At 66.7% G+C, this 20,470-nt stretch carries 22 protein-coding genes; 8 read left to right on the top strand and 14 right to left on the bottom strand.

The genetic code is table 11. The annotated features are described in order from the left end of the window. Window positions 1–27: 27 nt before the first annotated feature. From VI123_RS09020 to dnaJ, 3 genes are all read right to left on the bottom strand, one after another. Window positions 28–219: a DUF7333 family protein gene (locus VI123_RS09020; protein WP_336337727.1), complete on the bottom strand. Its 192-nt coding sequence runs from the start codon at window positions 217–219 to the stop codon at window positions 28–30. Between the two features lie 149 nt (window positions 220–368). After that, window positions 369–1,118, bottom strand: coding sequence for a hypothetical protein (locus tag VI123_RS09025; RefSeq protein ID WP_336337728.1), 750 nt, complete (start codon window positions 1,116–1,118; stop codon window positions 369–371). Window positions 1,119–1,283: 165 nt separating this feature from the next. Further along, a complete protein-coding gene (gene dnaJ / locus VI123_RS09030; RefSeq protein ID WP_336337729.1) occupies window positions 1,284–2,432 on the bottom strand; it encodes a molecular chaperone DnaJ in 1,149 nt (382 codons plus the stop codon). A gap of 226 nt (window positions 2,433–2,658) precedes the next feature. On the opposite strand from dnaJ, the gene VI123_RS09035 reads away from it, so the two are divergent. After that, window positions 2,659–3,171 (top strand): hypothetical protein, encoded by a 513-nt coding sequence (locus VI123_RS09035; protein WP_336337730.1) that lies wholly within the window; start codon window positions 2,659–2,661, stop codon window positions 3,169–3,171. A gap of 60 nt (window positions 3,172–3,231) precedes the next feature. On the opposite strand, the gene VI123_RS09040 is transcribed toward VI123_RS09035, so the two are convergent. From VI123_RS09040 to VI123_RS09080, 9 genes are all read right to left on the bottom strand, one after another. Next, on the bottom strand, window positions 3,232–3,540 hold the full coding sequence (locus VI123_RS09040; RefSeq protein ID WP_336337731.1) for a HalOD1 output domain-containing protein: 309 nt from the start codon (window positions 3,538–3,540) through the stop codon (window positions 3,232–3,234). Between the two features lie 381 nt (window positions 3,541–3,921). Beyond that, on the bottom strand, window positions 3,922–5,835 hold the full coding sequence (dnaK, locus tag VI123_RS09045; protein WP_336337732.1) for a molecular chaperone DnaK: 1,914 nt from the start codon (window positions 5,833–5,835) through the stop codon (window positions 3,922–3,924). Window positions 5,836–5,999: 164 nt separating this feature from the next. Further along, window positions 6,000–6,677, bottom strand: a complete 678-nt coding sequence (locus VI123_RS09050; protein WP_336337733.1) for a nucleotide exchange factor GrpE — start codon at window positions 6,675–6,677, stop codon at window positions 6,000–6,002. Between the two features lie 71 nt (window positions 6,678–6,748). Next, window positions 6,749–6,940 (bottom strand): DUF1328 family protein, encoded by a 192-nt coding sequence (locus VI123_RS09055; RefSeq protein ID WP_004518555.1) that lies wholly within the window; start codon window positions 6,938–6,940, stop codon window positions 6,749–6,751. A gap of 45 nt (window positions 6,941–6,985) precedes the next feature. Then, window positions 6,986–7,606: a hypothetical protein gene (locus VI123_RS09060; protein ID WP_336337734.1), complete on the bottom strand. Its 621-nt coding sequence runs from the start codon at window positions 7,604–7,606 to the stop codon at window positions 6,986–6,988. Window positions 7,607–7,655: 49 nt separating this feature from the next. Beyond that, on the bottom strand, window positions 7,656–8,546 hold the full coding sequence (locus VI123_RS09065) for an RNA-guided pseudouridylation complex pseudouridine synthase subunit Cbf5 (protein ID WP_336337735.1): 891 nt from the start codon (window positions 8,544–8,546) through the stop codon (window positions 7,656–7,658). Window positions 8,547–8,550: 4 nt separating this feature from the next. Beyond that, window positions 8,551–9,129 (bottom strand): (d)CMP kinase, encoded by a 579-nt coding sequence (gene cmk, locus VI123_RS09070; protein ID WP_336337736.1) that lies wholly within the window; start codon window positions 9,127–9,129, stop codon window positions 8,551–8,553. A 45-nt stretch (window positions 9,130–9,174) separates the two neighbouring features. Beyond that, on the bottom strand, window positions 9,175–10,065 hold the full coding sequence (locus tag VI123_RS09075) for a DUF106 domain-containing protein (RefSeq protein ID WP_336337737.1): 891 nt from the start codon (window positions 10,063–10,065) through the stop codon (window positions 9,175–9,177). 87 nt (window positions 10,066–10,152) lie between these two features. Beyond that, a complete protein-coding gene (locus VI123_RS09080; RefSeq protein WP_336337738.1) occupies window positions 10,153–10,803 on the bottom strand; it encodes an adenylate kinase in 651 nt (216 codons plus the stop codon). A gap of 100 nt (window positions 10,804–10,903) precedes the next feature. Here VI123_RS09080 and VI123_RS09085 point away from each other — a divergent pair, with 100 nt between their 5' ends. Continuing rightward, window positions 10,904–11,356, top strand: coding sequence for a peroxiredoxin (locus VI123_RS09085; protein ID WP_336337739.1), 453 nt, complete (start codon window positions 10,904–10,906; stop codon window positions 11,354–11,356). Between the two features lie 106 nt (window positions 11,357–11,462). On the opposite strand, the gene VI123_RS09090 is transcribed toward VI123_RS09085, so the two are convergent. Continuing rightward, window positions 11,463–12,338, bottom strand: coding sequence for a homoserine kinase (locus VI123_RS09090; protein ID WP_336337740.1), 876 nt, complete (start codon window positions 12,336–12,338; stop codon window positions 11,463–11,465). Window positions 12,339–12,459: 121 nt separating this feature from the next. Between VI123_RS09090 and VI123_RS09095 the strand changes: the two genes are divergently transcribed. Together VI123_RS09095 and VI123_RS09100 are read left to right on the top strand one after the other, a co-directional pair. After that, window positions 12,460–14,691: a sensor histidine kinase gene (locus tag VI123_RS09095; protein WP_336337741.1), complete on the top strand. Its 2,232-nt coding sequence runs from the start codon at window positions 12,460–12,462 to the stop codon at window positions 14,689–14,691. An 8-nt stretch (window positions 14,692–14,699) separates the two neighbouring features. Beyond that, window positions 14,700–16,055 (top strand): NAD(P)/FAD-dependent oxidoreductase, encoded by a 1,356-nt coding sequence (locus VI123_RS09100; protein ID WP_336337742.1) that lies wholly within the window; start codon window positions 14,700–14,702, stop codon window positions 16,053–16,055. Window positions 16,056–16,109: 54 nt separating this feature from the next. On the opposite strand, the gene VI123_RS09105 is transcribed toward VI123_RS09100, so the two are convergent. Continuing rightward, window positions 16,110–16,718, bottom strand: coding sequence for a DUF6149 family protein (locus VI123_RS09105; RefSeq protein ID WP_336337743.1), 609 nt, complete (start codon window positions 16,716–16,718; stop codon window positions 16,110–16,112). Window positions 16,719–16,849: 131 nt separating this feature from the next. Between VI123_RS09105 and VI123_RS09110 the strand changes: the two genes are divergently transcribed. From VI123_RS09110 to VI123_RS09125, 4 genes are all read left to right on the top strand, one after another. After that, complete coding sequence (locus VI123_RS09110; RefSeq protein ID WP_336337744.1) at window positions 16,850–18,100, top strand: NAD(P)/FAD-dependent oxidoreductase; 1,251 nt, start codon at window positions 16,850–16,852, stop codon at window positions 18,098–18,100. A gap of 119 nt (window positions 18,101–18,219) precedes the next feature. Next, window positions 18,220–18,636 (top strand): DUF7124 domain-containing protein, encoded by a 417-nt coding sequence (locus VI123_RS09115; RefSeq protein ID WP_336337745.1) that lies wholly within the window; start codon window positions 18,220–18,222, stop codon window positions 18,634–18,636. A gap of 74 nt (window positions 18,637–18,710) precedes the next feature. Next, entirely contained in the window at window positions 18,711–19,559 is an 849-nt protein-coding gene (locus VI123_RS09120) for a hypothetical protein (RefSeq protein WP_336337746.1), read from the top strand. A gap of 83 nt (window positions 19,560–19,642) precedes the next feature. After that, window positions 19,643–20,422, top strand: coding sequence for a DUF7847 domain-containing protein (locus tag VI123_RS09125; protein ID WP_336337747.1), 780 nt, complete (start codon window positions 19,643–19,645; stop codon window positions 20,420–20,422). Window positions 20,423–20,470: the final 48 nt, after the last annotated feature.

Below are 20,470 nucleotides of genomic sequence, written 5' to 3' on the forward strand. Positions count from 1 at the left end.
CGTGACCGAGCGGACTGAGGGCGGCTGTTACGGACTGGCGCGGAACTCGCCGTGTTTCATTCCGAAAAAGAACGCGATGACCGAGAACACTATCATCGATGGCAGCACCATCATGAACACTGTCGAGCGCCCCATCACATCCATAGAGATGAATGCCACTGTCGCAATGGCGACAATTACAACGAGTGGGGCTACCGCAGTTTTGAAGTCAAAATCCATACCCGTGATTGTGGCCGGACGGATATATTCTTTAACAAAGCAATAGCTGTCTTCAAGTGACTGACCAGCGGTTCCGCTTCTTGTCCACAGCAACACGGCGAGTGCCGCGTACCCGATGAGTACATCAATGACGAACGTCTGCCGAGTCGCTACGACGGCGTCGCGTCGGCCGGGCGAACGACCGTCTCTTCGGGTGCGTCCCCGTCGGCGACGGCGATGTCGGCGGTTTCGTCGCCACCGAACACCACCGTCGCACCGGCCCGCATCGGCGCGAGCAGTCCGGCGACGAGCGCACCCGCCGTCGTCATCGGTGCCCGAAGGGCGACGGTCGTCGCTGCGTCGACGTCGTAGTCGGCGACGACGCGGCCGCTCTCGGCCATGAGTTCGCCGTGCGTGTAGGTTCTATCGGCCGCCAGCACCTCGTCGTCGGGCGCGAGCTCACCCGGCGGCTGGAGCGGGTTCTCGCTCCACAGCTCCCGCTCGAACTGTGCGATTGTCGGGTCGTCGACCGGGCCGCCGTAGGCCAGCCCCTTCGTCCCCGGGCCCTGCGTGTAGCGGTCGAGCCACGCCGCGGGCGCGACCAGCGCCGTCGCGTCGACCGCGCTCGGCGGGTCCATGTCCACGATTGCGCCGTCTAGCGCGGCCGCGAGGAAGGCCAGCAGCGCGTCCGGCGCGTCCCGGAGGTAGCCGGGCCGGTCCTCGTCGGTCGGCTCTTTCGGGCCGACGACGACGGCGACCCGCGTCCCGTGCCGGACGCCGTAGTGGCGCAGTAGGTTCCCGCCTTTCCAGGCGTTCGTGGCGAAATCGGAGTAGCTGTACGGCGTCGACCGCTCCGGCGAGCGAAAGAGGACGCCGTCGCGGTCGCGTGCCTGGGCGACGAGGTCACCGAGTACCTGCATGGGTCGACGTTCGGCTCCACCGATGAAAAACCGCGCGGACACGAGGCACAGCGACGTCGACACGCCGCCCGCCTACCGGCTGCTCGACGTGGTGACGGAAATCATCGATACCGCGGCCGCTGTCGGCGAGGCGACCGGACCGGGACGCCGGCCAGCGGCGACTGCTTACAGCGAGTTCTTCAGTTTCTCGAAGAATCCTTCCTCGACGTCGACCTCCTCGCCGCCGGCCTCCGCGAACTGCTCGAGTGCCTCCTTCTGCTCGGCGTTGAGGCTGTCGGGCGTGACGACCTGCACCTGGACGTAGAGGTCGCCCCGGCCGCGGCGGCGGAGCCGCGGCATGCCCTTCCCCTCCAGGCGGAACACCTCGCCGCTCTGGGTTCCGTCCGGGACGTCGACTTCGACCTCGCCGTCCAGCGTCGGGACGGTGATGGTGTCGCCGAAGACGGCCTGCGGGAACGAGATGGCCTGCTGGTGTTGCAGGTCGTCGCCGTCGCGCTCGAACTCGGGGTGGTCGCGGACGCTCACCTCGATGAGCAGGTCGCCGTTCGGGCCGCCGTGCTCGCCGGGCGCGCCCTCGCGTTCCATCCGGAGCGTCTGCCCGTCGGCGATGCCGGCCGGAATCTCGACTTCGAGGCTCGCGTCGTTCTGGACGACGCCGTTGCCCCGACAGGTCGAACACGTCTCGTCGTACAGCGTCCCCTCGCCGTCACACCGGCGGCAGGTCGTGGTCTGCTGGACCCGCCCCATCGGCGTCTGCTGGACCTGCGTCGTCTGGCCCTGCCCGTTACATTCGGGGCAGGTCTCCGAGTCGGCCCCCGGCGGATGGCCGGCTCCGTCACAGTCGCCGCAGGTCTCCGGCCGGGTGACGTTCAACTGCTTGGTCGCGCCGTCGTAGGCCTCTTCGAGGTCGATTTCCAGCCGCGTCTGGAGGTCCTGGCCCTGCCGCCGTCGGCTCCCCCGTCCGCCGCGGCCACCGCCGCCGAAGAACTGGTCGAAGATGTCCTGCATATCGAAGCCGCCGGCACCGCCGCCGAACGGGTCCCCGCCCATCCCGCCGCGGCCGCCGCCACCGGCTCCGCCGCGCTTTTCGGCCTGCTCGAAGCGCTCGTGCCCCATCTGGTCGTACATCTGGCGCTTCTCGTCGTCGGTCAGCACCTCCTTTGCCTTCTTCGCTTGCTTGAACTTCTCCTCCGCGTCGGGGTCGTCGCTCACGTCCGGGTGGTACTCCCGGGCTTTCTCCCGATAGGCCTCCTTTATCTCGTCTCCGGAGGCGTCCCGAGAGACACCCAGTATCTCGTAGAAATCCTGACTCATTCGTTGTACGAGGCTTAGACGATTGAGCTACTTCAAAAGAACGGGTTGCCGACTAACAGTGTCCGTACCCGTGACCCGGACCTCGAACCGCCGGACGGCATCCGCGCCATCGACGCCCGCGGTCTGGTTCCTCGCAGTTGTCTATCCTTCGCACGCTCGTCTGAGGCGCGTCGACCTTCGGCCCGTACCGGGGCGCTTATTTCCGTGCCGGGGGACGGTTCCGGCAATGAGTCCAGAGCGCGGTCACCGAGGTCTCGTCACGGTCGAGCGCGTCGCAGTCTGGGGGCTCGCGGCGCTGGCCGTCCTCGGCCTGGCCGCACTCGTCGTCGGCCCCGGCGCGGACCTGCGGACGGCAGCGCCGTCGGTCGACGTCGACGGCCAGTTCGACGCCGAGGCGGGGACGGTCACGCTCACCCACGCCGGCGGGGACCGCCTCACGGCCACCAGCACGCACGCGCTGGAACTCGTCGTTACCGACGCCGACCGGAACCGCTCGACCACGCTGACGTGGGCCGGGGCGGGCCAGTTGCCCGTCGAACCCGGCGATACGCTCGTCGTCGACGACCCGCGCGTGGATTCGAACGGTGACGGGAACTACCTCGACGGCCACGTCTCCGTCGGCTTTTACCTCGACGCCGGCGACACCGTCGCGGTCCGCTGGACCGGCCGCCCGCTCGGCGCGCCGGCCGAACGGACGACGACGCTCGACACTGTCACGCTCGGCAACGGGACCGGCTGAGGAGGTCCTGTCGTCGCCGAAGCGCCACCGACGACCGGTGGCGACGCACCGGGCGCGTCGTCACGGACCGACGCGTTTCGTGCGGACGTACACGTCCCCGGCCCCGGTTACGGTCACCGCGAACTCGTCCAACTGGAACGACAGAGACACGTCTCCGTCCGAGTCCGTGGCGTGGCCGAGCAGTTCGTCGAGCGCGTCCGGGTCCAGCGCCTCGATGAGCGGCGAGAGCTCTCTCGCCTCCCGGTCGGCCGCGGCTGCGACCGTCTGGACGACGGCAACCGACGGCGACATGACGTCCCAGTCGAACTCCTCGTGGAGGCCGTCCGGCGCGTCGGATATCCAGCTGGACCGGTCGTCGGATTCACCCATTACTGAGGATTTGTTGGTATATCATATTAATTCTGCTGTCAATTCATCGGTACGTGGACTGACACGAAGCGCGGCGGCTCGATATCTCCGCTGGAGTGCTGTTTCACGCGCGTTCACTTCGGCAGCAACGTCGCACATAACTTCGAAGTGACACACTGACTATCTAATACACTTATAATTCAGGCCGACGAGCCGGCTACACAGAGTGCGGTCGGTACCACCGCGGCCCACGACTGGTCCCCGTGCCGTATTCCGTCACGGCTCGGCTACGTTGGAGCGATAGGAGAAACGCACGTTCGTTCCGGAGTCGCTCCGTGTCTTTCCGAACTGGCGAAACCGGCTTACTCGTCTACCGAGCGGACGAGCGCGGCTCGGCTCGCTTCACTCGTCGTCGTCGTTCTCGTCGACGTCCTCGAAGTCGGCGTCGACGTACTCCTCGCCCTGCTCGGCCGCGCCGCCCGCTGCGCCGCCCGGTCCGGCAGCCCCGCCGGGGCCGGCACCGGCCGCACCGCCCGGACCAGCGCCCGCAGCGCCGCCGGCGGCCTGCTGGGCCTGCTCCTGGTACATCTGCTTGCCGATTTCCTGCAGCTCCTCGCTCAGGGTCTCCGTGACGTCCTCGTAGTCTTCCTTCGTGGCGTCTTCGTCGTCGAGGACGTCCTCGACGTCCTCGATTTTGGCCTCGATGTCGGCCCGGAGGTCGTCGTCTATCTCCTCCTCGTTCTCGTCGAGGAGCGTCTCGGCGCGGCGGACCGACGCCTCGGCCTCGTTGCGGGCCTCGATGCGCTCGCGGCGCTGTTCGTCCTCCTCGGCGTGCTGTTCGGCCTCCTGTTGCATCTCCTCTATCTGGTCGTCGGAGAGGCCGGCACCGCCCTCGATGGTGATGTCCTCCTTGTTGCCCGAGCCCTTGTCCTCGGCCTCGACGTTGACGATGCCGTTCTCGTCGATGTTGAACGAGACCTCGATTTGCGGCGTGCCCGCGGGGGCCGGCGGGATGCCCGAGAGCGCGAACGCCCCGAGCAGTTCGTTCTCCTCGGCGATTTCTCGCTCGCCCTGGAAGACGCGAATCTGGACCTGCGTCTGGTTGTCCTGGGCGGTCGTGAAGATTTTGGACTCCTCGGTCGGGATGGTCGTGTTCTTCTCGATGAGACGCTCGAACAGACCGCCCTTGACCTCGACGCCCAGCGACAGCGGCGTCACGTCGAGCAGGACGATGTCGTCCACGTCGCCCGAGAGGACGCCGGCCTGGATGGCCGCGCCCAGCGCGACGGCCTCGTCGGGGTTGACGTTCTTCTTGGGCTCCTGGCCGGTCATCTCCTCGACCTTGTCCTGGACCTGGGGCATCCGCGTCGAGCCGCCGACGAGGATGACCTCGTCGATGTCGCTTTTGGTGTAGTCGGCGTCGGCCAGGGCCTGCTCCGTCGGGCCGACGGTGCGCTCGATGAGGTCCTCGGTGAGCGACTCGAACTTCGCGCGCGTGAGCTTCTGTTCGAGGTCCAGCGGGCCGTCGTCGGTGGTCGCGATGAACGGGAGGTTGATCCGCGTCTCCTTGCGGGAGGAGAGTTCGATTTTGGCCTCCTCGGCGGCCTCGGTCAGCCGCTGGAGCGCCTGCCGGTCGTCGCGCAGGTCGATGCCGTGTTCGGCCTCGAACTCCTCGGCGAGGTAGTCGATGATGGCGTGGTCCCAGTCGTCGCCGCCGAGGTCGTTGTCCCCGTTCGTGGCGACGACCTCGTAGACGCCCCCGCCGAGGTCGAGGATGGACACGTCGAACGTCCCGCCGCCCAGGTCGTAGACGAGGACGGTCTGGTCGGACTCGTCGTCCAGCCCGTAGGCCATCGCGGCCGCGGTCGGCTCGTTGACGATGCGCTCGACCTCGAAGCCGGCGATTTCGCCGGCGTCCTTGGTCGCCTGCCGCTGGCGGTCGTTGAAGTACGCCGGCACCGTGATGACCGCCTTCTCGATTTCGTCGCCGAGGTACTCCTCGGCGTCGTGTTTTATCTTCTGGAGTATCATCGCCGAGACCTGCTCGGGCGTGTACTCCTCACCGTCCAGCTCCACCGTGTAGTCGTCCTCGCCCATGTGGCGCTTGATGGACTGGATGGTCTGGTCCGGGTTCTTTACCGCCTGGTTCTTGGCCGGCTTCCCGACGAGCCGCTCGCCGTCGTCGAACGCGACGACAGAGGGTGTCGTCCGCTCGCCTTCGCCGTTGACAATGATTTCGGGGTCGCCACCTTCCATGACCGCGAACGCGCTGTTCGTGGTCCCGAGGTCGATACCCAGAATCTTGTTGCTCGCCATCTTACCCGCTCATAGCGGATTGGGCCGGTTAAAAGTTGCTAGATGTACTGATTCGAAAAACACCCAACGGCCCCTCCTCCGGGCGGTTTTATACTCGGCGGCGTTCCCTGACCGGTGATTATTTAATGTACCGCAACACGACCGCTACGCCGGCAGGGTGGCCGCTACTCCTCGCTCTCGCTGACGGTCACCTGCGCCTCGCGCAACACCTTGTCGGCCATCTCGTAGCCCGGCCGGTGGACGTCTGCAATCGTCCCCTCGGGCTGGTCGCTGTCGACGCGGGCGAGCACCTGCTGCTGTGTCGGGTCCACGTCCTCGCCGGGCTCGGGGTCGATGACCTCGACGTTCTCGGCGTCGAGCACGTCGTCGAGTTGGCGGAGCGTGGACTCGACCCCGCCTCTGATGTCCGTGTCCTCGTCCTGGTCGAGCGCCCGCTCCAGGTTGTCCCGCACGTCGAGCAGGCGCGTCACGAGGTCCTCGGTGGCGCGCTTCTGTTCCTGTTCGCGGCGCTTGTCCATCCGCTTCTTGTAGTTCTGGAACTCCGCCTGCTTGCGCTTGAGCTTGTCCTCCAGCTCCTCGATGTCGCCGTCCTGCTGAGTGGCCTGCGATTCGAGGCTGTCGACGCGCGTTCGCAGCGCGGCCAGTTCTCGGGCGGTGTCCTCGGGGTCCGACTCGGCGACCCGGTCGACCAGGTCGTCGTCGACCTCGAACTCGCCTAAGTCGACCTCCGCGGCGTCGACGTCCTCCGGCGCGCCCTCGACGTTCGCGTCGTCCGCTCGCGCCTCGCCTGCGGTCGACTCCTCCGTCGCGGCCGTGTCGTCGGCTGCGTCCTGCTCGGTCATACCCGACAGAAGTCGTCACGTGGATAAAAGGATTCAGAAACGGCGTGGCGGACCGACCACCGACACCGGTGTCACAGGAGGAAGCTAACGACCATCAGGACGAGGAACACGACGACGAGAATCTTCGCGATTCGCATGCTGAGTCCCGCTATACCGCCCAGACCGGCCAGTCCGGCGACGACGGCGAGGACGAGAAACAGCAGCGCCAGTTCGAGGAACCCGCCGCCGGCCTGGAGCGGGACCGCAGTCAGTAGGTGGGTCATGACGACAGCCGACGCCCTCGCCCCGGTTTATTATACAGTCCCTAATCAGGGACCGACGGCGAACGCGCCGGGGTCGTACTTGAATCGCGTGCGGTAGGCCTCCCACTCGCCGAGCTCTTCGAACCGGTACTTGCCGAAGGCGGGGTTCCGGACCAGCTCCAGTTCCGCGAGGCGCTCCTGGACCGGGTCGAAGAGGGTCCCCCAGTCGAGTTCCCGGAGCGTCTCGTCCGGGCCTCCCTCGTTCGCGGTGAACGTCAGTCCGTCGTCGGTTCGCTCGATAGTCCCGTACTGGTACCGGCTCCAGACGGTGTACTCCCCAAACGGGACGGTCTCTGTCGGTGGCGGCGGTCGGCGGTACTGCGCCTGGAACCGCTGGTGCGTCTCGTCGCCGCCCCACAGCACGCCGCGAGTGAGGAGCTTGATTCGGCGCTCGGCGTCCACGCCGCTGTTGTAAACGACCCGAGCGTGTTCGTACTCGCTGGACTGGAACTGCTCGGCGACGTCGTCGGAGTGGTGGACGTCTATCTCGTGTTGATACGGCAGCGGCGTCCGGCAGGCTCGTTCGAGCACCGAGACCGTCTCCGCGCCCCGGCGTAGGTCCTCGTGTGGGCCCGCACCGCGCCACTGCGCCGGGTCGGCCTCGTCGGGATCGACCCATCGGTCCATGCTCACAATACGCGGGACGCGGTCTTAGTTTTTCCCGCGGGGCGCGGTCTCAGACCAGCACACGGTCGAGTTCGACGACGAGGCCGCGTTCGGCGTCCGGGTCGCCGACGAGCGTCCCGAGGCAGACCGCCGCGCCGTCCGGCGTGACACAGACCACTTGCGAACCCTGCTGGGGCGTCGCCTCGCTCGCCTCGGCCGGACCGGCATCGATGACGCCCGGCGCGTACACCGGCGCGCCCTCGGCGACCTCGCGGGCCGCGCTCGGGGCAATCCTGACCCGCGGCAGGTGGACCAGCGCGCGCTCCGCCGGTTGAATAACCTCGCGCACCTGCGACTCGTCCCCTTCCTCGGCGAACGCGAGCGCGTCCACGAGGTCGTGCATCGTCGACAGCGACGCGTCGTCGAAGGTCCCCGTCGCCGTCCGTCGGAGGTCGCCCATGTGTGCACCGGTCCCCGCCGCGAGGCCGATGTCGTGACACAGTTTCCGGACGTACGTCCCGGACTCACAGCGCACCCGCAGGAGGAGTCGGCGCTCCTCGCGTTCCAGCACGTCCAAGGCGTGAATCCGGCGGGAGCGAAGCTGGCGCTTCACCGCGCTCTTGCGCGGGGGTTTCTGGTAGACTTCGGTCTCGAACTCGGCGACGATGTCCGCGATGTCCGCCGGGGCCCGGTCGTGGAGTTCGAGAACGGTGACGTACTCCTTGACCGCGTCGTCGAACACCTGCGCCATCCGGGCGGCGTCGCCGAGCAACACGGGCAGACAGCCCGTCACCTTCGGGTCGAGCGTCCCGCCGTGGGCGACCCGGTCCTGGCCGGTCGCGTCACGAATCCAGGCCGCGACCTGGTGGGCCGACGGCCCCGGCGGCTTGTCGAGGTTGACGACGCCGAAAGAGCGAAGCGAGTCGAGGTTGCGGTCCTCGGGCGGGGCACGGAGCGTCATCGGCTCAGAACTCGTACCGGACGTTCTCGACCGGCGCTTGCCCCTCATCCCCGTCGGGGCTGTACGACTCGACGGCGTGCAGCGTCACGCTCAGGACGCCCTGTGGGTCCCAGCGGGCGGTGTTGACCGACAGGTCGTAGATAGAGAGGTCGTCGAAGTCGATGTCGTAGTAGTCGCTGTAGCGCTGCGCCTCGCTCTCGCCGCGCTCCCTGGTCTCGGTCTTGGCCTGCTCGAAGGGCTTGTTCTCCCGCGTGGCGATGCGGTCGGCGCGCACGTCCAGTGGCGCGGTCAGCCACAGTTTCATGTCGGCGTACTCGCCGGCCATCCAGCCGGCGAGACGGGATTCCAGCACGAGGCCGTCGCGCTCGGCGGCGATGTCCCGGAGCCGCCGGTCGAGGTCGCGGTCTATCTGGTCGTCCTCCTCGGCGGCCTTGTTCAGTTCCAGCGGCGTCATCCCGCGTTCCTCGGCCAGCGAGCGGAAGATGTCGCCGCCGCTGACGTGCTCGTAGTTCAGTGCGTCGGCCAGGCTCTTGGCAAGTGTGCTCTTGCCGCTGCCGGCCGGGCCGGAGACGGTAATCAACATAGAGGTGTTCGGGAGGCCCCGATAGAAAGGGCTGTCTCTTCGCGCCTACCCGGTCGGCGTCGTCTCGACGTTGAGCGCCTTCCGGATAATCTGGGTAAAGGAGAGCGAGCACAGGAAGTACCAGACAATCCACGCCTGTACCGGGCCGGCGACGCCGTTGCTCCAGGCCTCGACCGCTCCGAAGATGGGGAGCGTAATCACCGGGCTCGCCTCGACGCCGGCGCCGAAAACGATCCAGTAGAGCCAGAGGAACAGCGGGATGTTGACCAGCATTATCCACACCATCGGGCGGAACTGCTGTTTGAACATCCCCATCTGGTCGGTCATCAGCTCCATCTGCTCCTCTTCGAGCCGGTCCAGGGCCTCCTGGTCGTCGCGTTCCTTCGCGGCCTTGCGGCGCTCTTTCAGGTCCTCCATCTTCTCCTGGTGGTCGCTCATCCCCGACATGTCCATGAGGTTGTCCTGCAGAATCGTCGAGGTAGTCCCGGTGATGATGGCCAGCACCAGGATGACGACGTAGAACGGCAGCATGTCGTTGAGCGGCCCGAGGAAGATGTCGATGACGCCGCCCGCGATGACGTCCCTGACGGAGGTCAGCGAGTAGCCGGCAAAGAGGCCGAGCGTCCCGAGCCCGGCGAGCTTGTCCCACTTCGACCAGCCGCCGTCGTCGTCATCGTCGCTCGGGGCCGCGTCGGACTCCTCGAGCGCCTCGCGGACGCCCTCGGGGTCGTCGATGACGAAGCCCTCGCCGTCGGCGTCGATGAGCAGCCCGGACTCGATGAGCCGTCCCCACTCGCCGCTCGTGAGGTCGTCGCTCACGTCGCTCCAGGTGACGGTCCCGTTCTCCTCGGCCGCGGCGAGCACCGTCGAGAGCGCGTCAGTCATTGCCTCGCCGTCCTCGGCGAGTCGTTCTACCTTCGGCGCGGTACGTGCCATTGTGTGTGTTTGAGGCGCGACGGCATATCAACGTTTTACTCTGGCGGTCCTGGCTGCGTCGGTCCCGAACGGCGGTTCCGTCCGGGTTCAGGCCGTCTGTGCGTCGACGGCGTCCTGGATGTCGCTCCAGACCTCGTCGGGCGTCTGCTCGCCGTCGACGGCGACGAACCCGTCGTGGTCCTCGTAGTGGTCGATGACCGGTGCGGTGTTGTCGTCGAACACGTCCAGCCTGTTGCGGACGGACTCCTCGTTGTCGTCGTCGCGCTGGATGAGGTCGCCGCCACACTCGTCGCAGACGCCCTCCTCCGCGGGCTGATTGAACTCCACGTGGTAGTTCGTGCCGCAGTCGTCACAGACGCGGCGACCGGTGAGCCGGTCGACCAGTTCCTCGCGCGAGACGTCGAGCGACAGAATCACGTCGAGGTCGGTCATCCCTTCCAGTTCCTCCGCCTGGTCGAGGTTGCGCGGGTAGCCGTCCAGCACGAAGCCGTCGGCCTGCGAGAGCGCCTCCTCGACGATGGCGTTGACCACCGCGTCCGGGACCAGGTCGCCCGCCTCCATGTACTCGCGGGGCGTGTCGTACTCGGTGTCCATGTCGCTGATGTCCATGTCCTTGTTCGCCCGGAGCGCGTCGCCGGTGGTGACGTGCTCGACGCCGTACTCGTCGGCGAGGTTGGCGCTCTGGGTTCCTTTGCCGGCTCCCGGCGGCCCGAGAATCAGGATTCGCGGATTCGACATAGTCTGGGTTTCCGAGGGGTCCGTTAAATGGTTGTCCAAATCCTGCTGGCGCGCTGCCGCCACCCAAAGGTGTGTAGGCCTCTCGGGCGAACAGCGGGTGATGCTCGAACCCGGAGCGCCCGCGCCCGACGTCAGCGCACAGAACCAGTTCGGCGACACTGTCTCACCGGACTTCGAGGAGCCGACCGTGGTGTACTTCTATCCCGAAGACTTCACCGGCGGCTGTACCATCGAGGCCCGGGACTTCCAGGACCACCTCCCGCAGTTCCGTGAGGGCGGTATCACCGTCTACGGCGTCTCGATGGACGACGTGGCGACCCACGACGAGTTCGCCGAGGAGGAGGGCCTGCTGTACGACCTGCTGGCCGACCCCGACGGGACCGTCGCCGAGGCGTTCGGCCTCGACACCAGCGGCGGCCGGACCGACCGCCGGACGTTCGTGCTGGCCGACGGCGAAGTCAAGTCTGTCTACGACCCGGACCGCTCGAACCCCGAGGGCCACGCCCAGGAAGTCCTTCGGGACGTTCGCAACGAATTCGTCCAGGGCGGGTAGACCCCCGTCGTTCCCCAGCGGCACCTGCAGGCCGTTCGGTCGCGGATGCGACCCGCCGGGTCGGCCCGTTCCGGCTGTCAGCAGCGGCGACGGCGGCCCGGCGGCCTCAGAACACTTGCGCGCCGCGGCCGATTCGGGTCTGATACACGCGGGCGTCGACGCCGCGCTCGCCGAAAGCGTCGAGCATCGTGCTCGCAATCCGCCGGCGGTCCGCCTCGGCGCAGGCCGCGATGACGGTCGGACCGGCCCCGGAGATGGTGACGCCGGTCGCACCGGCCGCCAGGGCGGCCTCGCGGACCTGTTCGTAGCCGTCGATGAGCTTCGCGCGGGCCGGCGTCACGACGGTGTCGTGCATCCCCTGCCCGACGAGTTCGGGGTCGTCGCGGTGCATCCCCGTCGTCAGCGACGCGGCGTTGCCCACCGTCTCCACCAGCTGCTCGACCCTGGCGCTCTCGGGGACGACGTTGCGCGCGTCTCGCGTGGACACGACGATATCGGGGAGACACGCGACCAGCGGGATGTCGGCGTCGACCTGTGTGACGCCCTGCTCGGTGGCGATGGTGAACCCGCCCAGGATAGAGGGGGCGACGTTGTCGTCGTGGGCGTCACCCGAGACGACGGCCTCGCCCTTGGCGGCGATGGGGACCAGTTCCTCGCGGGAGTAGCCGCGGTCGTACAGTTCGTTCAGTCCGACGGCCGCCGCGGCGGCGCTGGCCGCTGAGGATCCCAGCCCCGAGGCGGGGCGGACGCCCTTGTCAATCTGGATGCGGGCCGGCGCATCGAGCGCCTCGGCGACCGCGCCGACGGTGTTCTTGTCGGGGTCCTCCGGGATGTACTGGCTGCCAGCGCCGGTCATCTCGATGGTGACCCGGTCGGCCTTTTCGAGGCGGACGACGTCGGCCGGACGCTCCAGTGCGACGCCGAACACGTCGAAGCCGCTCCCGAGGTTCGCACTGGTAGCCGGCGCCCGGACTGTCAGCATGCCCGGGAATTTCAGCAGTGTAGGCAAAAAGGTAGCGAACCGACACCGGCGTGTTTGCAGTCCTGAGAACGCGGCCCAAAGGCATAACCCGGGGAAACGCGACCTGCGAGTAGGTATCGATATGGATGTCGACATCGCCACGGTCGCCATCCTCGGGAACGTAGGCGGAGCGCTCGTGGGGTTCGCAGTCGCGGTTCTGGCCACTCGACACCAGGAGACCCCCGGCGCGCGCCAGTACGGCTGGCTCGCACTCGCCGGGGGTTGCTGGTGTGCCGTGGCTCTCGGGCAGGTCCTCGCCACCGGCCCCGACGTGGCGGAGACGGCGTACGTGCTGGCGCGGACCACCTCGGCCCAGCTCATCGGCCTCTGGGCCGTCTTCGTGCTCGTCTACACCGGCCGGCGGTCGTGGCTCCGCCCGTCGCGTCTCGCGCCGCTGTTGCTCGCGGCGAACGCGGACGTCCTGCTACTGCTCGTCGGCCAGGGGCGCTTCGTCGAGGCGACTGCCGTCCCGGTCACACAGAGCGGCGTGACGCTGTTCGTCGTAGAACGGGGCGCGGTCTACACGCCGAGCCTCGCGGTCTCCTACGTGCCGTTACTGCTGGGCTACGCGCTCCTGCTCGAGTTCCTGTTCCGGTCCGAGAACATCTACCGGCGGCAGACGGCGGCCATCGCAGTCGGGGCCGTCCTCCCCGGGGTCATCGCCGTGCTGTACGACTTCGGCTACACGCCGCATCCGGCCATCGACTTCACGCCGATGGCGTTCTCGGTCAGCATCCTGTTCGTCGGCTGGGTGCTGTTCAAGGACGAGTCGCTGTCGGTGACGACGTTGTCGGGGGACACCCTCGTCGACAACCTCCCCGACCCGGTTGTCGCGCTCGACGAGGACTGGTCGGTCATCGACTACAACGCCGCTGCTGCGGCCGAACTTGACCACCCCGACCCCGAGGGGGAGTCCCTCGACGCCCTCGCGCCGGGCCTTTCCGACCACATCACCCACGGTGAGGTGTTCTCCTTCGGGGACTCGCTCACGTACTACAACCCACAGACGACGAGTCTCACGGACCAGTTCGGGACCGAGCGCGGCCGGCTCGTCGTCCTCAGGGACGTGACCGGCCAGCAGCGCCGCCAGGACCGGCTCGAAGCGCTCCAGGCCGCGACACAGCAGTTCATCGAGGCCGAGACTGCCGAGGCGGTCGCGGAGATGGCCGTCGAGTTCGCGACGGCAGTCCTCGACCAGAACGCGGCGGGCGTGTTCCTCGAAGACGACGGCGTCCTCGAACCGGCGGTGGTCAGCGACACGGTCGCCGAACACGTCGAGGCGGAACTGCTGTACGGCCGGCCGACGGACGAGCCCGAGAGCAAGCTCTGGCGGACCTACGAGACCGGCGAGGTACAGACCGTCTCGCTGGAACAGGACGGCCTCGACCCCCTCGACAACGCGCTCATGCTGCCGCTTGGCTCTCACGGCGTGATGGCGGTTGCGTCACACGACGACACGTTCGCCACGGAGGACCGGCGATACGCCGCGATTCTCGCACAGACGACCCAGGTGGCCCTCGACCAGGTCGAACGCGAGCGCGAACTCCGCCGGAGCCGGAGTTCGGTCAAGCGTCGCCGCGAGCAGATAGAGTTCTTCAACGGCCTGCTCAGACACTCCCTGCACAACGCGATGGTCGTCATCCGCGGCCGCGCCGAGCACGTCAGGGACGACGTGTCGGCGTCGGAGCGACACCACATCGACAGCATCAGCGACTGGTGTACGAAGCTCACGGAGATGAGCGAGACCATCCGGGACATCAACAACACCGTGACCGCGAGCGAGGCGGAGCGGCTGGGTGCCGTCGACCTCAACGCGACGCTCCGTCGCTCGGTCCAGTCGCTCCGGGCGGAGTACGACTCGGCGTCGGTGACCTGCGAACTGGACGGGGACTACTGCGTGCAGGCGAACGAACTGCTCGACGAAGTCCTCCTGAGCGTCCTCCGGAACGCGGTCGACCACAACGACGCCGAGACCCCGCGGGTGTGTGTGTCGGTCCAGCGGGCCAGCGACTGGCTGCAGGTCCGCATCGCCGACGACGGCCCCGGGATGAGCGACGAACTGAAGACGAAGGTGTTCGAGCGCGGGCTCTCGCCGGACCAGACCGCCGACGGGTTCGGCCTCTACTTCGTCTCGGTCATGATGGAGCTGTACAGCGGGACGTTCTGGTTCGAGGACAACGACCCGACCGGGACGGTCGCCGTCCTCGAATTCCAGCGGGTGGCGGCCGCCGAACAGCCGGCGGACGGTCCCCACCGCGACAGCGACGACGGGGCGGCCGCCGAAGCGCAAGCTAAATCCCACAACCGCGGGTAGGTCGGGGTATGATCGGCGTCGTCGGCGGCGGTATCGCCGGCCTCTCGGCAGCGTACCGGCTCCAGCAGCGCGGCTACGAGGTCCGCGTCTTCGAGGCGAGCGAGGACCTCGGCGGCCTGGCCGCGACCTACGAGACGGCCGGGGACCCCATCGAGAAGTTCTACCACCACCTCTCGAAGTCCGAGGAGACCATCGTCGAACTCGCCGGGGAACTGGGGCTCGGCGACGCCGTCGAGTGGCACATCGGGAAGAACGCCTACTACGTCGACGGCGTCGTCCATCCGATGGACAAGCCCTGGGAAATCCTCGCGTACCCGCATCTCTCGCTGTACGACACGTTCCGGCTGGGGATGCTCGTCCTCGATATCGACGTTCGCGGCGGCGTCCCGTCGTTCGACACCTACGAGCGACTGGAGGACTTCGAGGACGTCCCTATCGAGCAGTTCGTCGTCGAACACACCACGCGGGGCGTCTACGAGAATTTCTTCGAGCCGCTGCTGGACGCGAAGTTCGGCGACCGGAAGGACGACGTGAGCGCCGCGTGGCTGCTCGGCCGGGTCAAGTTCCGCGGCGAGCGGGACATTCTGAACGGCGAGATTCTGGGGTACTTCGACGGCGGGTTCGGCCGCCTGCTCGACGCGCTGGTCGACGCTGTGGGCCGCGAGAACATCGCTACGGGCACGCGCGTGACCGACATCGACACCGGCGGCGGGGCCGTCTCGTCGCTGACCGTCTCCGACGGCACCGGGGCGACGACGCACGCGGTCGACGACGTCGTCGTCGCGGCGATGCCGAACGTGCTGGAGGAGCTGACCGGCTACGCCTGCGACATCGACTTCCAGGGGACGGTGTGTTCGGTCGTCAGCATGGAGGAGTCCCTGCTGGACACCTACTGGCTGAACATCGCCGACGACGCCCCCTTCGGCGCGCTCATCGAGCACACGAACTTCGTCTCTCCCGAGCGGTACGGCGGCGAGCACCTGCTGTACGTCGCTCGGTATATCCAGGACGAATCCGAAGCCATCTGGGGACAGGACGACGACGAGGTCCGCGAGACGTGGCTCTCGGGCATCGAGTCCCTGTTCCCCGAGTTCGACCGCGACGCCGTCAACTGGGTGCGAACGGCCCGAAACCCCCGGACTGCGCCGGTCTACGAGCGCGGCTATCTGGACATGGTCGTCCCCTACGACCTCGGCGACGCCGTTGCGGACGGGCTCTACTACGCCGGCATGGCCTCACGGGCCCAGTACCCGGAACGGTCGCTCAACGGCGGTATCGTCGCGGGCTTCGAGTGCGCCGACCGAATCGCGGACGGCTCGGCGGCGACGGACGCCGACTCGCCGCTCTCCGAAGCCCGGCGCTGAGACGCCGCGTGCAAGCCGTTTTACGGTCCGATACGCCGACCCATCGCCGCTGGGTCAGTCGCCGGCCGCGTTCTCCACGTCGTCCTCGTCGATGACCGGCGCGTCGGTCGGGCTCACGTCGTCCGGCTCCTCGCGGCCGCCGCCGACAATCATCTCGCCGTCCTCGGTCTCGACGTAGACGTCGTCGGCGAAGCCACCGACGGCGTGGGGGTGTTCCGGCTCGTCCAGCCGCTCCGGCGTGGACGGCGCGTCGGCGACGCCGTCGGCCGGGCGGAACGTCCCGAGCGGGTCGTCGATGGTGATGCCGTGGGTCTCGAAGAAGTCCGCGTACCGCTCGTAGTGGGCTTCCAGCTCCCCGGCCGGGAACTCCATCATCTCCGTCCAGCCGTGGTTGTAGAAGTCGAAGTTGGCCTGGATGTGGGTTATCTCGCGGGCCTCGGCCTCGGAGTAGTCCGCCTCCAGTGCGGCCACGTAGGTGTCCATCGTGGCGTCGAAGAAGTCATCGAGGTGGTCCCGCCGCTCCGCCCGGCGGTCCTCGTCGGCCTTCCCGAGGAAGATTTTGGTGTGGAGTTTCACCAGCCCGTAGTTGGCCACCGACCGGACGCCGGGTGTGGTCAGGGCCTTCTTGCTCGCCCAGTGGCGCGGGTTCTGGTAGATTTTCATCTCGACTCCGGATACGGGCCCGAGCGCCTTCAAATCCCCGACTACCGGCGTCTCCCGCTGGATTCAGGCGGCTATCGCAAACGATACGCAGATAGCAATCCACATTAAGCCCGATTTCGTACCGACCGTACATGAGCACGTCGCACGTAATCATCGGTGACGGCATCGCGGGTGCGTCCGCAGCCGAGACAATCCGGGAAGCGGACCCGGACGCGTCGGTCACGGTCCTGACCGACGAGGGGGAGGCGCTGTACAACCGAATCCTCATCAAGGAGTTCGCCAAGGGCAAGCTCCCGGAAGCGCCCATCTCCATCCACGAGCCGGAGTGGTACGAGGAGCGCGACATCGACCTCCAGCTGAACACCCACGTGACCGACATCGACCCCGACGCCCACGAGATACAGACCCACGAGGGCGACACCTACGAGTACGACAAACTGCTCGTCGCGACGGGTGGGACGCCGGCACAGCTCCCGGTCGAGAACAGCGACGCCGACGGCGTGCACCACTTCTGGACGTTCCAGGACGCCCGTGGCATCCGCGAGCACGCCGACGAGGCCGACCAGGGCATCATCGTCGGCGCGGGCCTGCTCGGCATCGACCTCGCCGCCGTGTGTGCCGCACAGGAAATCGACGCCAAGTACCTGATGCGCGGGAACCGCTGGTGGCGCTACGCGCTCTCGGAGGACGGCGCGGCCATCATCCACGAGGCCCTCGAAGAGAACGGCGTCGAACCGGTCTTCGAGTCCGGCGTCGACCGCTTCGAGGTCGACGACGACGGCCACGTCACCGGCGCGGTCGACCCCGACGGCAACCACTACGACGGCGAGTGGGCCGGCGTCGCTATCGGCCTCGATTTCAACACCGAGTTCCTCAACGGGACCGGGCTCGAACTCGACGACGGCGTCGTCGTCGACGAGTACATGCAGACCAACATCGAGGACATCTACGCCGCGGGCGACCTCACCCAGTTCTACGACACCATCCTCGACTCCCAGGCCCAGAACGGCGCGTGGGGGTCGGCCAAGGAGCAGGGGTCCGTCGCCGGGACGAACATGGTCGCCGACGCCGAGGAAGAGGAGTTCCGCTGGGTCTCCTCGTACTCCATCACCCACTTCGACTTCCCGTTCCTCTCGTTCGGTCACCCGACCCGCGGCGACGACGAGGCCGAACGGAAGTACTCCGACAGCGAGTGGCGGCGGCTCGCCTTCGAGGACGGCCAGCTCATCGGCGGCGTGCTCATCGGCGACCTCTCGCAGCAGTCGACGTTCAAACAGCTCATCCGCGAGGAGCGCCAGGTCGCGGACAAGAAGGAACTCCTGCTGGAGAAGGACGTCGACCTCGAGGAAGTGAAGGCACAGACGCCCGCGCCCGCCGAGTAACGACCGCCGACACCGATTTTTCGCGTGCTGGGGCCGTAGCGACGCGTCGGTCGGCCGCGAGCGGTGACCGTCAGCGGGAGAACGACGCCCTTTTTTCGACCTAAGGCGGAGAGACGCGTATGGATGGCGGCAGCGGCGACATGACACTCGCGTTCGACCTCGACGCCCTCAAGCAACTGGCCTATCCGGACAGCGTCTTCAACGACGCGCGCCAGTGGTCGGAGTACGTCGGCGTCATCTCCGAACAGCCCACCTACGTCGTGACCAACTTCACCCGGAAACACCGGATTCGCCAGGACTTCTTCTCCGGGCCGCGGGGCCGCGAGGAGAGCCTCGAAAACGTCAAAGAGCAGTTCGACACCGACCGGCACGTCTTCGTCGGTGCGAACGACGAGGACGCCGACCTCGCAGAGGCGGTGGGCTGGGAGTATCTCCCCGTCGAACAGGCGGCCGAGGCGGCCGAGTGGGAACTCGGCGACCCGGAGGCCCCGGACGCGACAGCCGACGCGGACGAGGCGCGCGACGACTGGCCGTAGGTGACACACCCCCGCTGTCGGCGGGAATCTTCGCTTCGACTAGTTTTATATTTTTCCGAAGAGCGACTGAAGATATGGCCCTCCAGATCAGCGACGCCTTGCGTAGCGGTCTCGATACACTCCTCAGTGAGGACGGACTCCTCGTTACCGGCGTTTTCCTCCTGTTCAACCTCGGGAACACCGTCGCAAACTCCTCGTTCACCGAGGCACTGTTCGACGAAGTGATGAACATGGGCGGCCCCGCTGGGCCGGGAAGCGCTGCGGGAGCAGGTGCACCGGTGTTCTCGGTGTCGGATTTCACCGGCCCGTTCAGCCTTGACATCGCACTGCCGGTCGCTGTCGTGATGGTCCTCCTGTTTCTGGTTGTCGGCCAGCTCGTCAAGTTCTGGGGAATCAGGCTCTTCACCGAGCCACAGGAGATCATGGAACCCAGGACGTCCGATAGAGCCGTTATGGCCGTTGTCCTCGGTGGCGGCGTCGCGGTTCTCACGTTCGCGGTCTCGATGAGTTCGACCGCACTGAACGTCGGCGGGCGGCCACTGCTTGGGGGGCTAGCTGGCCTTCTCGGCGGCCTCCTGTCCCTGATCGTCGGTCTCGCTTTTGTCTATCTGCTGCAGTCGATTGCCCTGTACGACGGCGGCTACGTCGCGACACTCAAGCACTGCGTCGCACGGTTCATGGACGCCCCGGCACAGATCATCGTCCTCCTCTTTCTCCTGTTCCTTCTCGGTATCATTCCGGGGATTCCCTCTACGGCGTCCATTATTTCGGTGTTTCTCCCCGGCTCGTTTGACCTGCCGTCCCAGTCGGTTCTGCAGGTCGCGTCGATGGTGTTAAACGCACCAGTGCAGGCGTTCAGTCTCGCAGTGATTACGGACGCATACCTGCAGGTGCGGGCGGACCGGGCTGACGACGAGTTCTGAGAGCTGGATTCACGTGCTCTGGGTACTCACTCGCTCTAAAATATTTATTCAGATTTATAGTTCCCCGATTAGGGGTAGTGTGTATGGCCCTCCAAATCGGCCGTGCCTTCCAAGACGGTATCGACGAGTTTCTCAGTGAACGCGGTGCGGTGTTTGCTGGCGCATTCATTGTCCTCGGATTGGCCAACGGCATCATCTGGGCATCGCTGTCCCAAGGTCTGCTTGACATGTTGCTGGAAATGCTGCCACCCAGTGCACAGGTCAATCAGGCGGCGATGGGCAGTAATACGGCGGTATCCCTCGATATCCCGGTTGCCGTGGCCGCCGTCAGTGCGCTCGCGCTGTTTATCATTAGCGAGGCGCTGAACATTGTCACGATTCGTGCCTTTGCCAGTGATGCCAACGACCCGATTCCCGACAATATCGGTCGGCGGCTGGGCAAGACCGTTGCAATCGGGATCGCCGCTGGTATCCTCACTGGCGTCGCAGTAATCATCGGATTCGTTTTCCTCATCATTCCTGGACTTGTCCTGGCGTTTCTGTTCTTCTTCGTCCGGCAGGAGATCGCGCTGAACGACAGCGGTGTTCTCGAGTCCATCAGCAACAGCATCGGTCTCGTCACCGACAACCTCCTCGCCACGTTCGTTATCGCTGTCGTGCTCGCGGTGCTCGGACTCGTTCTCGGAAGTGCCTTTGGCTTCCTCCCGATCTCGTTGCCGCCCATGGTTTTGACGACAGTCTCGACGATACTCTCTAGCCTCGTCGGCGTGTTCTCGATTGCTGTGACGACTGTCGCATATCTCCAGGCGACCGAGTCTGACCACGATGTCACCCACGGGACTGAGTCCGTCGGTGGGCTCTGAGCCGGGTTGTATCCGTATCGCGGCCTTTAACCACGCGAGCGACCAACC

The sequence above is a fragment of the Haloarcula sp. DT43 genome, assembly GCF_037078405.1.
GTDB classification, from domain to species: Archaea; Halobacteriota; Halobacteria; order Halobacteriales; family Haloarculaceae; genus Haloarcula; species Haloarcula brevis.